Source organism: Nocardioides sp. NPDC057577, assembly GCF_042801335.1.
In the GTDB taxonomy this organism is placed as follows: Bacteria; Actinomycetota; Actinomycetes; order Propionibacteriales; family Nocardioidaceae; genus Nocardioides.
Genome location: NZ_JBHVGB010000045.1, coordinates 21,407 through 34,921 on the forward strand (window position 1 = coordinate 21,407; position 13,515 = coordinate 34,921).

Here is a 13,515-nt window from a genome sequence, read left to right on the forward strand (position 1 = left end):
GTCGGGTCAGCAGACGTCGATGTAGTTGATCGGGTCCCAGTCGATGGCCCGCTCGGCGTGCTTGGCGGTCGAGCTCTTGTACCGGTCCCCCGGGCTGCGCTCGAAGTAGGTGACCGTGCCGCTGGTCTGGTCGTTCTCGATCTCCGGGTTCCAGGTCGAGTAGAAGCCGCGGAGCGAGTGCGTCTGGCACCTGTAGAACTGGAACACCTTGTAGATGCCCTGCGTCGGGTCCCACACGTCGACGCACAGGCGGTCGGCCGGGCAGTTGTAGTTCTGGAGCCCGCCGTACTGGTGGAACGTCTTCTCGGCCGCGGGCGAGACCGTCGGCGACACAGCGGCTGCGCTGACCCGCTCGGTCGCGCCGCCGGCCTTCGCGTCCGAGCCTCCCTCAGCCGCGATCGCTCCGGAGGTGATGCTGGTAGCCGCCAGTGTGAGTGCTGCCGCGGCGATGATGCGCTTGATCATGACTTGTCCTTTCAGGATGAACATGTGGAGGAATGACCCTCTGAGCGTCCGATCGACCACCGCTTCGACGAAACCTTTTTGACCAGGGCCGAAAGGCGTATCAGGACACCAGCGCGCCGCTCAGCACCTGCACCCCGAGGCTGGTGATCTCGTGGCGGACCGCGGCGCCCTCGCGCCGGGTGGTGATGAGTCCGCCCTCTCGCAGGACGCTCGCCTGCTGGCTCGCCGAACCGACCGAGATCTCGCACCGGCGGGCCAGCTCGCTGGTCGAGCACCCGGAGCGCACCGCGGCAAGCGCCGTGGCCCGCGTACGTCCCAGCAGAGCGGTCACCGGCCCTTCCGGCGATCCGTAGGTCTGCGCCGAGCCCACCGAATCCTTCGAGAACGTGAGCCCGGTGGCCGGCTTGGCGGTGGGATAGGTCAGCATCGGCTCCGGCCCGGGATCGCACAGCTTCATCGGCGTCTCCGGCTCGCAGAAGTAGGACGGTTGGAGCAGCAGCCCGCGGCCCTCGAGGTGCACCTCGGCGTCGGTGTAGTTCTCGATCTCCAGCACCGGCGCCCGCCAGCGGCACCCGGGAATTCCCGCCAGCACCGCCTCGAGGCCGCCATCAGCCATCTGCTGAGCACGCAGCTGCCGGTCCGCCTGGACCACCGCCGACAGCGACGGCCATACCGGCGCGATCGCACCCTCGTGGTAGATCGCCATCGCCCGCCCCAGCGTTCGCAGCGCCGACGCCTCGGCGCGACGTACGGCTTCGACCCACGGGGTCAGCCGGCGCTGGCCCGCCATCGCGGCGACCTGCCCGGAGATCGCGGACTTCGGCGTACGCAACGCGATCTCCATGCCTTCGCCAAATCCGCGAGCGCCGCCCGACGGCGTCATGAAGTCCGGCGAGATGCCGCGCGGGGGCGCGATCTCGGCGAGCGGACGCACCACCTCTCGCGGCAGCGTGTGCAGCGTCCGTCGGCGCCAAGGCGTCAGCTCCACGGCACGCCCGCGCGTCTGGAGCGCGTGCAGGCTGAGCTGCACCTCCCAGAGCGCATCGGGCCCGTCGGCGATCCTGACCCGAGCGAGGTCGTCATAGGTGAAGTGAATCCGCAGCATCGCGTCCCCCGAGCATGATGGCGTCTCCAGCCGACTCCGCGACTGTCGACCGACCATCCTGCTCGCCCGGTCTGTCGGAAATCTGTCACCCCAGACCCGCGCTCGCGCCGCTTGGTGCGGCCACCTAGATTATTTCCCCATGACCGGGGAGCCGAGCGAGAACGACGTCCAGGAGGCGCTGCGCGCGCTCCGCGGAGAGGACGACACCCTCAACGAGCGGTCGGTGCAGACCGCTCTCGACCTTCATCGGCTGCGCGATGCACTGACCCGGTTCGGCGACGACGAGCCCTCCGGCGACACCAAACCGGCACGGGACAGGTTCCGACTCTGAGTCGAAATCGGCCAATGGGTGGGACGCCGAGTTACGTAGGGGATTTCAAGAGGGTTACCGTTGCTGATCGTGACCGAATCTCTAACTGTGCGTGACAACCGCACCGGGGTGGAGTACGACATCCCGATCACCGACGGCACCATCCGCGCCGCCGACCTGGGGAAGATCAAGGCCAACGACCCGGCTACCCAAGAACTGGGCCCCGGCCTGGCCGTCTACGACCCCGGCTTCGTCAACACGGCCTCGTGCCGCTCCTCCGTCACTTATATCGACGGCGACAAGGGCGTGCTCGAGTATCGCGGCTATCCCATCGAGCAGCTCGCAGAGAAGTCCAACTTCCTCGAGGTCTCCTACCTCTTGGTCCACGGCGACCTGCCGACCAAGGAGGAGTACGACGCGTGGGTGCACGAGATCACCTACCACACGTTCGTGCACGAGAACATCAAGGAGTTCATGCAGGGCTTCCGCTATGACGCCCACCCGATGGGCATGCTCATGGCGTCGGTCGGTGCGATGTCGACGTTCTACCCGGACGCCGCGAACATCTCCGACCCCGACAACCGTCGCCTGCAGATCATCCGGCTGATCGCCAAGATGCCGACGCTCGGTGCCTGGGCGTTCCGGCACGCGCAGGGCAAGCCGTACGTCTACCCGGACAACGACCTGTCCTACACCGGCAACTTCCTCTCCATGCTCTTCAAGATGAGCGAGTCGAAGTACGCACCGGACGAGCGCATCGCCAAGGCGCTCGACACGCTCTTCATCCTGCACGCGGACCACGAGCAGAACGCCTCCGCCAACGCGGTGCGCTCGGTCGGCTCGACCCAGGTCGACCCCTACTCCTCGGTCGCCGCCGGCGTCGGCGCCCTCTTCGGCCCCCTCCACGGCGGCGCCAACGAGGCCGTGCTCCGGATGCTGCGCCGCATCGGCAAGGTCGAGAACATCCCCGCCTTCATCGAGGGCGTCAAGGCCGGCAACGAGCGGCTGATGGGCTTCGGCCACCGGGTCTACAAGAACTACGACCCGCGCGCGACACTGATCAAGCAGCAGGCCTACAACGTGTTCGAGGTGACCGGCACCAACCCGCTCCTCGACATCGCCCAGGAGCTGGAGAAGATCGCCCTGGAGGACGAATACTTCGTCTCCCGCAAGCTCTACCCGAACGTCGACTTCTACTCCGGCCTGATCTACGAGGCCCTGGAGTTCCCGCCGGAGATGTTCACCGTGCTGTTCGCCATCGGGCGTACGCCGGGCTGGCTCTCCCAGTGGCTGGAGCTCGTCCAGGACAAGGAGCAGAAGATCGCCCGTCCGAAGCAGATCTACACCGGCGAGCGCGGACTCACCTTCGTCCCGCGTGACGTCCGTTGGGCGTGACGAAGCCCGACATGCCGACCCCGTCCACCGCCGTGGTGGATGGGGTCGTCTGGGATTTCGGGAACGTGCTGATCCGCTGGGACCCGCTCCCGGCGATCGCGGCCGGCGTCGGCGACGCCGATGCCCGCGCGTTCCTGGAGTCCTACGACTTCCGGTCGTGGAACCACGTCCAGGACGCCGGGCGGACCTGGGCGCAGGCACTCGCCGCGCTCGAGGGCGACGCGCCTGAGTGGCTCAGCGCCGGAGCGGCGTACGTCGACAACTTCCCGCTCTCCCTGCTGGGACCGGTCCCCGGCACCCATGAGCTGGTCCGCGAGCTCGCCGCGGTCGAGTTCCCCCAGCTCGGACTGACCAACTGGTCGGCCGAGCTCTATCCGCACGCTCCGGCGACGTACGACGTGATCGAGCTGCTCGGCGATGTCGTCGTCTCCGGTGAGGTGCGCCTGGCCAAGCCGGATCCGGCGATCTACGAGCTCGTCGCCGAGCGCGCCGGGATGCCGTTGGACCGGCTGGTGTTCATCGACGACAGCCCCGCCAACGTGGCCGCCGCCGCGGCGCTGGGCATGCACGCGATCCAGTTCACCGGCGCCGAGCAGCTCCGCGGCGACCTGGTCGCGCTCGGCCTCCCGCTCTAGACGGCGGCCTGGTCGCGCGCGCGCTCGAGACGGCGTACGCCCGCGAACGAGATCGACAGCAGGGCGCTGCCGGAGATCACCGCTGCGACCACGAGCAGCCAGGTGCCGAAGCCCACCGCGACGGCGACCGGGCCGACGAGCGCGAGCCCGAGCGGGCGGGCGACGAACGAGCCGACGATGTCGAAGGAGTAGACCCGGGAGAGCTTGTCCTCGGGGATCTCCTGCTGGATCGCGATCTGCCAGAAGATGTCGAAGACCTGCAGCCCGAAGCCGTGCAGGAACGCGCCCACCAGGATCGGCCAGAGCGTGTCCGAGACCGCCATCGAGATCGGGAAGAGGCCGGTCATCGCGAGGAAGAACACGCCGACGGAGAGCAGCCGGCGTGGGCGGAACCTCAGGCAGAACAGACCGCCGACGATGAAGCCCGCCATCAGCGCGGCCAGCGCGAAGCCCCACGAAGCCCGGCCGATCCCCTCGCCGACCACGATCGGGCCGAGCACGCTGTGCGCCCCCGACCAGAACAGGTGGTAGAGCAGCGCCTGCAGGATGAGGAACCACAGCCACGAGTGCCGCATCACCTCACGGAAGCCCTCGGCGAGGTCGCCGAGCATCGACGCCTTGTGGGGCGGTCGTTCATGAGGCACCCGCATGCCGGCGTAGGCGACGGCGGCGACGGCGAAGGTGAGCGCGTCGACGGTGATCGCCCAGCCGGGGCCGACGGCCGCGACGAGCACCCCGCCGAGGGCGTAGCCGATGGTCGACGCGGTGGTCTGGAGCAGCGAGCGGAGCGAGACGGCAGCACCGAGATCCTCCGCCGGCACGACGACCTTGGTCATCGCCATCGCGGAAGGCTGGTTGAGCGCGGCGACGATGCCCGCGAGGCCACCCATCACCGCGATCGACGGGATCGTCGCGATCCCGAGGATCACCGTCGCGGCCAGCGCACCGGCCACCACGGCACTGATCGCCGCCGTGCCCTCCATCATCACCTTGCGCGAGACCCGGTCGCCGAGCACTCCCCCGGCCAGCGTGGTCACCACCTGGCAGGTCGCGAAGACGGCCTCAACGATGCCCAGCTGGGTGACGGTCCCGCCGAGGTCGAGCACCGCGAACGCCAGCGCGACCGGTGTGATCGCGTTGCCCAGCGACGATGCTGCCGTCCCGGTCACGAGCCGGCGGAAGTTGCGGTGCCGTAGCGGCGAACGACGCCCGGTCGGCGGTTCGGTCGTGGTGGTCATGGCCACAAGGTACTTCGCTGACGAACTATTCGCCACCGAATTATCAGCCAGCGAAGAGATATGCTCTGTTCATGCCCGAGATGCGCCACTCCTCCGACATTCCAGGCAGCTCCCCGGCCACGCCAGGAATCACCCTCGGCGCCGGTCCGGAGAGCATCGTCCTCACGCCCGAAGCGCTTCAGGACGACGCCGCCGACCGGCACGTGGCCCGTTGGCGCGACCACTGGCTCGACATCGACTTCGACGACGAGGTCGAGGCGATCACGGTCCGGATCGGAGAGATCGCGAAGTTCTTCAACGTCGCACGTGCGGCGGCGGCGAGCGCAGTCGGGCTCGCCGACTTCGAGTACAAGACGCTCCACATGCTGATGATCCGAGACACCCCCGGTCACGCCTCCCCCACGGCCCTCGCCAAGGACCTCGACATCAGTCCGGCCGGGATGACGGGGCGGCTCGACAGCATGGAGAAGGCCGGGTGGCTGCGACGTACGGCATCGGTGGAGGACCGTCGCAAGATCAGCGTCGAGGCGACCAAGGCGGGCATCGAGATCTGGCGACGGGCGATGGACCTGCGCGGCGAGGCCGAGACCAGGCTGCTGGAGACACTGAGTCCGGAGCGGCGTACGGACCTGGCGGCCCTGCTCAAGCAGGTGACCCTGCGGATCGAGGGCGACTAGCGGCTGCGCGGATCTGCGTACGCCGCAGACGCCGGTGAGCGGATCCGCCCACGCCCCGCCAGGACCAGCCTGGAGGCATGACCACCACACCTGAGACCAGACCCTTCCGCTTCGGCGTCGTCGCGGCTCAGGCGCCCACGGGCGCCGCCTGGAGCGACCTCGCCCACCGCGTCGAGAGCGCGGGCTACGACACGCTCGTCATGCCGGACAACGTGTCCTTCGGCCATGCCGTCTTCCCCGCTCTGGCGGCCGCCGCGGCGGTGACCACGAGGCTCCACGTGGGGACGTACGTCCTGGCCAACGACTTCCGCCACCCCGTCCAGGTCGCCAAGGAGTCGGCCACGCTCTCCGTGCTCTCGGGCGGCCGCTTCGAGCTCGGCCTCGGCGCCGGGCGCCCCGACTCGGCCCGGGAGAACGCGATGCTGGGGCTGGACTTCGACCCGCCCGGCGTACGCGTGGACCGGCTCGTGGAGTCGATCGGGATCATCAAGCGGCTCCTGGCCGGCGAGACCGTCACCGTCGACGGACCCCACCACCGGGCTGCTGAGGCGACGGTGCTGCCCTACGGGACCGAACCCCAGCAGGTGCCGATCCTGGTCGCCGGCGGGGGTCCACGGATGCTGCGGATCGCGGGCGAGCACGCAGACATCGCCGCCCTCGGGATCCCCTTCTCCGCCGAGGAGCCGGAGGCGCTCGCGGCCGTCGACCACGTACGCTCCGCCGACCGCCCCGCTCCCGAGCTCAACATGAACCTGATGGCGGTGGGCGAGACCGTTCCGCGCTACCTGGCCGGCCGGCTCGACCCCGCGGCTCTCGCCGCCCTGGGCGCCGTCGGCGTCGTCACCGGCTCCGCCGAGGAGATGGCCGACCAGCTCCGCGAGCGCCGGGAACGGCTGGGCGTCTCCTACGTCCTGGTCGGCGACGAGCTGATGGAGGCGTTCGCCCCGGTCGTCGGCCTCCTCGCCGGGTCCTGACGCATCTCTTCGAGACCACATAGCCCAGTCTCAGCAGGTTCACAGCGACGTTGCGCACACTGAATGACATGACCGAACCCACTCCTCAGCAGCAGCCCGGTGGGACCCCGCCGCAGTGGGCGCCCCCGGGCGCCGACGCATCCGCGACGACTCCGCCCCCCGCCGCTCCGACCACGCCGCCTCCCGGGGTGGCTCCGACCGCAGTCCTGTCGACGGCCCCGGCGGCCTTCGCCACGGCCCCCAAGCCCAAGGCGCGCCGGGCCACGCTCGCCGCCACGGCACTCGTCGGCGCCCTCGTGCTCGGCGGCGGAGCCGGCTTCGGTGGCGCGGCACTCTTCTACTCGACCCAGGACGACGGTGCCCGCAACGGCGGCAGCTCGGCGACCGGCTCCCAGGTCGTCGACAGCGACGCACCTGAGGGCACCGCCGAGAAGGTCGCGGCCAAGGTGCTGCCCTCGGTGGTCAAGATCGAGGTCTCCACCCAGGCCGGCAGCGGGTCGGGCTCGGGCATCATCCTCTCCTCCGACGGCCTGATCCTGACCAACAACCACGTCGTCGACCTCTCCTCCGAGAGCACTCAGGAGACCAACCCCGGCTTCCCCGGCTCGCCCGACCAGGACCAGCAGGAGCAGCAGGGACAGGAGCAGCAGGGCTCCTCGATCACGGTCGACTTCAGCGACGGCACCTCGGCCTCGGCCAAGGTGGTCGGCACCGACCCGCTCACCGACACCGCGGTGATCCAGGCCGAGAACGTCTCCGGCCTCACCCCGGCGACGATCGGCAAGTCCAAGAACCTCGTGGTCGGGCAGGACGTGGTCGCGATCGGGTCGCCGTACGGCCTCGACTCGACCGTCACCACCGGCATCGTCAGCGCCCTGGACCGCCCGGTCAACGTCGGGTCCGACTCCTCCGGCAACGCGACCGTCTACCCGGCCATCCAGACCGACGCCGCGATCAACCCCGGCAACTCCGGCGGGGCACTGGTCGACATGAACGGCAACGTCGTCGGCATCAACGCCTCGATCAGGTCCAACTCCTCCTCCAGCGAGGAGGCCGGCTCCATCGGCCTCGGTTTCGCGATCCCGATCGACGAGGTGCTCCCGATCATCGACCAGCTCAAGGCGGGCGACGAGGCCACCCACGCCCGGATGGGGATCTCGGTCGGCGACAGCGCCGGCGCCCAGTCCGGCCAGACCGCCGTCACCGGTGCTGTCGTGCAGGATGTCACCGCGGACAGCGCGGCCGAGAAGGCCGGCCTGAAGAAGGGTGACACGATCACCAAGGTCGACGAGCACCAGATCAACGGCTCCGACTCCCTGGTCGCCACGGTCCGCTCCTACCGCCCCGGCGACGAGGTCGAGGTGACCTGGTCGCGCGACGGCAAGGAGCAGAGCGCCAAGATCACCCTGGACTCCGACGCCACCTGATCTCCCCGCAAGACGCTGGGGCTTCCGACGGAAACCTCAGCGCCGCGGGGTGCCAACTGCCGAGCGCCTCATGCCCGTCCCCGAACGGGTGTGAGGCGCTCGTGCGCGTTCCGCTTCAGGAGACCTGCTTCTGGATGCTGCACAGCCACTCGACCGGCTCGAAGCCCATGGCCGCGTTGACCTGGATCATGTGGGCGTTGACCTCGGCGTTGTAGGTCGACAGGGTTGGCACCTCGGGCCGCTCGGACTGGAGCAGTCGGAGATTGGCGACCTTCACCGCCAGCCCGAGCCGGTGGCCCCGGTGTGCCCCCTCGACCAGGGTGCCCCACTGATAGCTGTTGCCGTCCAGGCTCGAGTAGCCGATCACCGTGTAGGCCACCACCCGGCCGTCGGCGTCCACCGCCACCGAGTGGTAGAGGGTCCGCTTCTGGGCCACGACCAGCTCCTCGGTCTCGCGCACCCTCGCCACGTCGGGCTGGAGCGCCTCGACGTCCAGGTCGCCGGTCGGCGCCTCGGTCTCCAGGCTGGCGTCGAGCACCGCCCAGCTCTCGACGATGTCGTCAGGCACCCGGCCGACCCAGGAACGCAGCGTGTAGTCGCCGTGCTTCTCGGCAGCCTCCGCCGCCAGCCGGTCGAGGACGTGGTCCGGCACCGGGAGCCGCAGCAGGCGGCGTACCTCGACCAGCGCAGGCGCGTAGCCCCGCGCGATCCCGAAGTCCCGCCCCGGCGATCCCTCACCACCGGACCCGAGCGACCAGGGCCACCAGACCTCACCCGTGAACGACGTACGCCCCTGGGCGCGAGCCTCCGCCTCGACATGGTCGAGCAGGCCGGTGCCGTGGCCCCGCCGCCGGTGGGCCGGCAGGACCGCCACCACGAGCGTCGCCCGATGCAGGTTGTCGAGCATCGGCATGGCCACCCAGGCGGCAGCCACGGCCGCGTCGCCGACCCGGCCGAGGTAGGCCCGGCGGTCGGTCTTCTCGGACTGCTGCCGCAGCTCGGCGCGCTGCTCCTCACGCGCCCACAGATCCGCGTCGGGGCCGCGTACGTCCAGCCACGACGCGGTCATCACGTCGAACCACGCGTCGAAGGCGTCGTCGTCGAACGGGTCGACGCGCTCGACCACCAGCTCGCTCATCGTGACCTCTCCACTCTCGTCTCGTCCCAGACCGGCTCCGGCGACTCATAGACATCACCGTTGGCGCCGTAGACCAGGAAGCGGTCGAAGCCACGGGCGAACCAGCGGTCGTGGGTGACCGCGACGACGGTGCCGTCGAACGACTCCAGCCCCGCTTCGAGGGCCTCGGCGGACTGGACGTCGAGGTTGTCGGTCGGCTCATCGAGCAGCAGCAGGGTCGCGCCGCTCAGCTCCAGCAGAAGGATCTGGAAGCGCGCCTGCTGTCCACCCGAGAGCGACTCGAAGGCCTGCTCCGCCGCGTGCGCGAGCTCGTAGCGGTCGAGCACCCGCGAGGCGGCCTCACGGCCCATACCCGCGCGCCCTCGGCCGTCAGGCGTGGCCTCACCGCGGTGCAGGATGTCGAGCAGCGTACGCCCCACCAGCTCCGGATGGGCATGGGTCTGCACGAACCAGCCCGGCCGCACGCGGGCGCCGAGCTTGGCCTTCCCACGGTGGCGGACCGGTTCGATGGGGGTGTCCTCGACCGGGCGGTGCTCCACGTCCGGGTCGGTGCCCCCGCGGGCGAGCAGCCGCAGAAAGTGGGACTTGCCCGAGCCGTTGGAGCCGAGCACAGCAACGCGCTCGCCGTACCAGACCTCCAGGTCGAACGGGCTCATCAGCCCGGTGAGCTCGAGCGCCTCGCAGACCACCGCCCGCTTGCCGGTGCGCCCGCCGCGCAGCCGCATCTGCACCGCCTGCTCTCGCGGCTGCTCGACGGGCGGCCCGGCCTCCTCGAACTTCCGGAGCCGCGTCTGGGCCGCCCTGTACTGGCTGGACATCCCGTCGTTGTACTCCGACTTGACCTTCAGCCGTAGGACCAGCGCCTTGATCTTGGCGTGCTCCTCGTCCCAGCGACGGCGCAGCTCCTCGAACCGCAGGAACCGGTCCTTGCGGGCCTCGTGGTAGGAGGCGAACCCACCAGGATGTGTCCACGCGCTGTTGCCGGCGCCGGACGCGCCGAGCTCGACCGTGACCACCCTGGTCGCGGTGTTGTCCAGCAGCTCACGGTCGTGACTGACGTACAGGATCGTCTTCGGAGACTCCCGGATGCGCTGCTCCAACCAGATCTTGCCGGGCACGTCGAGGAAGTTGTCCGGCTCGTCGAGCAACAGCACCTCGTCGGGGCCGCGCAGCAGAAATTCGAGCACCAGCCGCTTCTGCTCGCCGCCGGACAGGGTGTCGAGGGAACGGTAGCGGGCGCGGTCGTAGGGCACCCCGAGCCCGGCCATGGTGCACACGTCCCAGACGACCTCGATGTCGTAGCCGCCGGCGTCGGCGTACTCGGCCAGCGCGGTCGCGTAGCGCATCTGCAGCCGCTCGTCCTCCGACGACATCAGCTCCAGCTCGCAGGCCTCCACTGCGGCCGCCGCCTCGCGCACCCGCGCGGGCGCCACCGAGAGAAGCAGCTCACCGACGGTCGAGGAGCCCTTGCCGACCATCTGCCGCATCACCCCGAGGCCGCCCGAGCGCACCACGGATCCGGCCGTCGGGGTCAGCTCGCCGGTGACGATCCGCAGCAGCGTCGTCTTCCCCGCACCGTTGGCGCCGACCAGCGCGACCTTCGCGCCCTCACCCACCCGGAAGGAGACGTCGTCGAGCAGCACTCGTCCGTCAGGCAGCTGGAATCTGACTCCAGCAACGTCCACATGTCCCACAACGGTCCAGTCTGGCACCCGTGTCGAATGGTTATTCGCATCGGGAATCGTCGAACGGTCCCATCAGTAGAACGTGACGCTCGACACATTTTGGCGATTAACGATATGACTGTCGCCATGCCTCCGCTCGACAGCCAGATCGCTGACCTGCTCACCCTCTTCGCGAAGGGCCAGCCCCTGGAGTCCTTCGACCCACCGACGGCACGAGCGCTCTACCGCGCGCTGGGCGAGGGCATCCCGCTTCCACCTGTCGGATCGGTGGAGAGCTCGGTGATCCCAGGGTCGGCGGGCGACCTGGCCGTACGCATCTACCGGCCCACCACGGAGGGGCCGCTGCCCACGATCGTGATGTTCCACGGCGGCGGTTGGGTGGTCGGCGACCTCGACACCCACGAGGACCAGGCCCGCAACCTCTCCACCATCTGTGACGCCGTGGTCGTCGCGGTCGACTACCGGCTCGCCCCCGAGCACCCGTTCCCCGCCGCCTGCGACGACGCGCTGGCCGCCGCTCGCTGGGTCAGCGACAACGTGGCGACGCTCGGCGGCGACGGCCGGGTCGCGGTCGTCGGCGACAGTGCCGGTGGCAACCTGTCGGCCATGGTCGCCCAGGTCTTCCGCGACGAGGGCCGCGAGCTCGCCGGCCAGTTGCTGATCTACCCGGCGACCGACATGACCAGCGGCTACCCCTCCTACGCCGAGAACGGCCACGGCTACTTCCTCGAGCTGCCGACGATGAAGTGGTTCTCCGACCACTACGTGGGCGACGCCGACCGCGCCGACCCGCGACTGAGCCCGATCAAGGGCTCCCTGGAGGGTCTGGCGCCGGCGGTCGTGGTGACCGCGGAGTTCGATCCGCTGCGCGATGAGGGCATCGCGTACGCCAAGGCGCTGGAGAGCTCGGGGGTCCCGATGACCTACCACCACTGCGACGGACTCATCCACGGCTTCTTCGCCATGGGCCACCATTCGCAGGCGGCGCAGCTGGCGATCGAGGAGACGTGTGCGCTGTTCAGGACGGTGCTCCACGGGTGATCCAAGACACACCCTCAAACCAGGGGTATTCCTGATGACCGTGGATTGAGGATGGTCCAGACTGGCCGCATGCAGATTGCCGCCCAGGTGAAACTGATGACGCGTCCCCTGACGGAGCGTGTCCGCAAGCTTGCCCTGCAGTTCGCGATGCGGGGCAAGGAGTCGCCGATCCCCGACATCACCACGCTGCGCAAGATCCCCGAGCACCTGACCTTCCCGCTGCGCCGTGACGGCCTCGACCCGGTCCCGATGCTCGCCGAGAGCCGCGAGCAGGCGCCGGTCACCAAGCTCGGCTCGGTGCTCGGTCTCGACATCGTGCTGGTCACCGGTCACGCCGAGTCCAAGCACGTCCTGGCCGACAAGAACGCCTACTCCAACGACATGCGCCACCTGCTCGGCACCCGCAAGCGCACCGACGCCGAGGGCATCGGTGGCCTCGGCATGACCGACCCGCCCGACCACACCAAGCTCCGCGGGCTTCTGACCCCGGAGTTCACCATGCGCCGCCTGGGCCGTCTCAACGAGATGATCGACCGGATCGTCACCGACGCCCTCGACGACATGGAGGCCAACGGCCCCGAGGTCGACCTGGTCCAGCACTTCGGCTTCGAGATCCCGTTCCGGGTGATCTGTGAGCTGCTGGGCATGCCCGAGGACGTACGCGACGAGTTCCACAAGCTCGGCATGGCCCGTTTCGACCTGTCCGAGGGCGGCGCGGGCGCCTTCGGTGCCGCCACCGAGACCAGGACGTTCCTCATCGAGCAGGTCCGTCAGCAGCGCGCCAACCCCGGCGACGGCATGATCGGCGAGATCATCCGCAACAAGGGCGCGGAGTACGACGACGTCGAGCTCGGCGGTCTCGCCGACGGCGTCTTCCTCGGCGGCTACGAGACCTCCGCCTCCATGCTCTCCATGGGCGCCTACGTCCTGATGCAGAACCCCGAGGCGTACGAGATCCTACGCTCGGGCGACCGCGCCGAGGTCGACAAGGTCGTCGAGGAGCTGCTCCGCTACCTGTGCCCGGTGCAGCTCGCGTTCCCGCGGTTCGCCCGCGAGGACCACGACCTCTTCGGCGTACCCATCAAGAAGGGCGCCGTCGTCCTGGTCAGCCTCACCGGCGCCAACCGCGACCCCGCGGTGATGCCGAAGCCGGAGCAGTTCGACCTCCGCAACGCCGACACCATGCACTTCGCCTTCGGCCACGGCATGCACCGCTGCGTCGGCGCCGAGCTCGCCCGGATGGAGCTCCGCGCCGCCCTCACCGGCCTCGCCCGCCGCTTCCCCGACCTCGCCATGGCCACCGACGACCCCGGCGACCTCGGCTGGCGCGACCTCTCGGTCGTCTACAGCCTCGACCGCCTCCCCGTCCGGCTCGCCAAGGACCCGGTCCCCGCCTGACCGCACCCTCGCCGAGTCGGCGCATCC

General features: G+C 69.6%; 13 protein-coding genes. 8 read left to right on the plus strand and 5 right to left on the minus strand.

Annotation, left to right across the window (positions count from 1 at the left end; genetic code table 11):
• Positions 1 to 6 precede the first annotated feature (6 nt).
• Both ACFU7D_RS11840 and ACFU7D_RS11845 read right to left on the minus strand, forming a co-directional pair.
• Positions 7 to 465 (minus strand): hypothetical protein, encoded by a 459-nt coding sequence (locus ACFU7D_RS11840; RefSeq protein WP_378867236.1) that lies wholly within the window; start codon positions 463 to 465, stop codon positions 7 to 9.
• Positions 466 to 565: 100 nt separating this feature from the next.
• Complete coding sequence (locus ACFU7D_RS11845) at positions 566 to 1,570, minus strand: ArsR/SmtB family transcription factor (protein WP_378867238.1); 1,005 nt, start codon at positions 1,568 to 1,570, stop codon at positions 566 to 568.
• 139 nt (positions 1,571 to 1,709) lie between these two features.
• Here ACFU7D_RS11845 and ACFU7D_RS11850 point away from each other — a divergent pair, with 139 nt between their 5' ends.
• From ACFU7D_RS11850 to ACFU7D_RS11860, 3 genes are all read left to right on the plus strand, one after another.
• A complete protein-coding gene (locus ACFU7D_RS11850) occupies positions 1,710 to 1,901 on the plus strand; it encodes a hypothetical protein (protein WP_378726317.1) in 192 nt (63 codons plus the stop codon).
• 69 nt (positions 1,902 to 1,970) lie between these two features.
• A complete protein-coding gene (locus ACFU7D_RS11855) occupies positions 1,971 to 3,275 on the plus strand; it encodes a citrate synthase (RefSeq protein WP_378726315.1) in 1,305 nt (434 codons plus the stop codon).
• Positions 3,272 to 3,910, plus strand: a complete 639-nt coding sequence (locus ACFU7D_RS11860) for an HAD family hydrolase (protein WP_378867241.1) — start codon at positions 3,272 to 3,274, stop codon at positions 3,908 to 3,910. Before ACFU7D_RS11855 ends, ACFU7D_RS11860 begins: the two co-directional genes overlap by 4 nt.
• On the opposite strand, the gene ACFU7D_RS11865 is transcribed toward ACFU7D_RS11860, so the two are convergent.
• Positions 3,907 to 5,148 carry an MFS transporter gene (locus tag ACFU7D_RS11865; protein ID WP_378867242.1) on the minus strand — a complete coding sequence of 414 codons (1,242 nt, stop codon included), beginning with the start codon at positions 5,146 to 5,148 and terminating at the stop codon, positions 3,907 to 3,909. The two genes, ACFU7D_RS11860 and ACFU7D_RS11865, sit on opposite strands and share 4 nt — an antisense overlap.
• A gap of 71 nt (positions 5,149 to 5,219) precedes the next feature.
• Here ACFU7D_RS11865 and ACFU7D_RS11870 point away from each other — a divergent pair, with 71 nt between their 5' ends.
• The 3 genes from ACFU7D_RS11870 to ACFU7D_RS11880 all read left to right on the plus strand — a co-directional run bounded on the left by ACFU7D_RS11870 (position 5,220) and on the right by ACFU7D_RS11880 (position 8,226).
• Positions 5,220 to 5,825 carry a MarR family winged helix-turn-helix transcriptional regulator gene (locus ACFU7D_RS11870; protein WP_378867244.1) on the plus strand — a complete coding sequence of 202 codons (606 nt, stop codon included), beginning with the start codon at positions 5,220 to 5,222 and terminating at the stop codon, positions 5,823 to 5,825.
• A 77-nt stretch (positions 5,826 to 5,902) separates the two neighbouring features.
• Complete coding sequence (locus ACFU7D_RS11875; RefSeq protein WP_378867246.1) at positions 5,903 to 6,799, plus strand: TIGR03621 family F420-dependent LLM class oxidoreductase; 897 nt, start codon at positions 5,903 to 5,905, stop codon at positions 6,797 to 6,799.
• Between the two features lie 68 nt (positions 6,800 to 6,867).
• Positions 6,868 to 8,226 carry a S1C family serine protease gene (locus tag ACFU7D_RS11880; protein ID WP_378726306.1) on the plus strand — a complete coding sequence of 453 codons (1,359 nt, stop codon included), beginning with the start codon at positions 6,868 to 6,870 and terminating at the stop codon, positions 8,224 to 8,226.
• 115 nt (positions 8,227 to 8,341) lie between these two features.
• Here the strand turns inward: ACFU7D_RS11880 and ACFU7D_RS11885 are convergent, their stop codons facing one another.
• Complete coding sequence (locus ACFU7D_RS11885; RefSeq protein ID WP_378867248.1) at positions 8,342 to 9,364, minus strand: GNAT family N-acetyltransferase; 1,023 nt, start codon at positions 9,362 to 9,364, stop codon at positions 8,342 to 8,344.
• Positions 9,361 to 11,058, minus strand: coding sequence for an ABC-F family ATP-binding cassette domain-containing protein (locus ACFU7D_RS11890; RefSeq protein ID WP_378867250.1), 1,698 nt, complete (start codon positions 11,056 to 11,058; stop codon positions 9,361 to 9,363). The genes ACFU7D_RS11885 and ACFU7D_RS11890 overlap by 4 nt, the downstream gene beginning before the upstream one ends.
• 117 nt (positions 11,059 to 11,175) lie before the next feature.
• Between ACFU7D_RS11890 and ACFU7D_RS11895 the strand changes: the two genes are divergently transcribed.
• On the plus strand, positions 11,176 to 12,090 hold the full coding sequence (locus ACFU7D_RS11895) for an alpha/beta hydrolase (RefSeq protein WP_378867252.1): 915 nt from the start codon (positions 11,176 to 11,178) through the stop codon (positions 12,088 to 12,090).
• 96 nt (positions 12,091 to 12,186) lie between these two features.
• Positions 12,187 to 13,488, plus strand: coding sequence for a cytochrome P450 (locus ACFU7D_RS11900; protein ID WP_378726299.1), 1,302 nt, complete (start codon positions 12,187 to 12,189; stop codon positions 13,486 to 13,488).
• The last annotated feature ends 27 nt before the right edge of the window (positions 13,489 to 13,515 follow it).

What these genes read in the sequence shown, in the direction of transcription:
- ACFU7D_RS11840 (WP_378867236.1), bottom strand. Translation starts at nt 465, where the DNA reads ATGATCAAGCGCATCATCGCCGCGGCAGCACTCACACTGGCGGCTACC.
- ACFU7D_RS11845 (WP_378867238.1), bottom strand. Translation starts at nt 1,570, where the DNA reads ATGCTGCGGATTCACTTCACCTATGACGACCTCGCTCGGGTCAGGATC.
- ACFU7D_RS11850 (WP_378726317.1), top strand. Translation starts at nt 1,710, where the DNA reads ATGACCGGGGAGCCGAGCGAGAACGACGTCCAGGAGGCGCTGCGCGCG.
- ACFU7D_RS11865 (WP_378867242.1), bottom strand. Translation starts at nt 5,148, where the DNA reads ATGACCACCACGACCGAACCGCCGACCGGGCGTCGTTCGCCGCTACGG.
- ACFU7D_RS11870 (WP_378867244.1), top strand. Translation starts at nt 5,220, where the DNA reads ATGCCCGAGATGCGCCACTCCTCCGACATTCCAGGCAGCTCCCCGGCC.
- ACFU7D_RS11875 (WP_378867246.1), top strand. Translation starts at nt 5,903, where the DNA reads ATGACCACCACACCTGAGACCAGACCCTTCCGCTTCGGCGTCGTCGCG.
- ACFU7D_RS11880 (WP_378726306.1), top strand. Translation starts at nt 6,868, where the DNA reads ATGACCGAACCCACTCCTCAGCAGCAGCCCGGTGGGACCCCGCCGCAG.
- ACFU7D_RS11885 (WP_378867248.1), bottom strand. Translation starts at nt 9,364, where the DNA reads ATGAGCGAGCTGGTGGTCGAGCGCGTCGACCCGTTCGACGACGACGCC.
- ACFU7D_RS11895 (WP_378867252.1), top strand. Translation starts at nt 11,176, where the DNA reads ATGCCTCCGCTCGACAGCCAGATCGCTGACCTGCTCACCCTCTTCGCG.
- ACFU7D_RS11900 (WP_378726299.1), top strand. Translation starts at nt 12,187, where the DNA reads ATGACGCGTCCCCTGACGGAGCGTGTCCGCAAGCTTGCCCTGCAGTTC.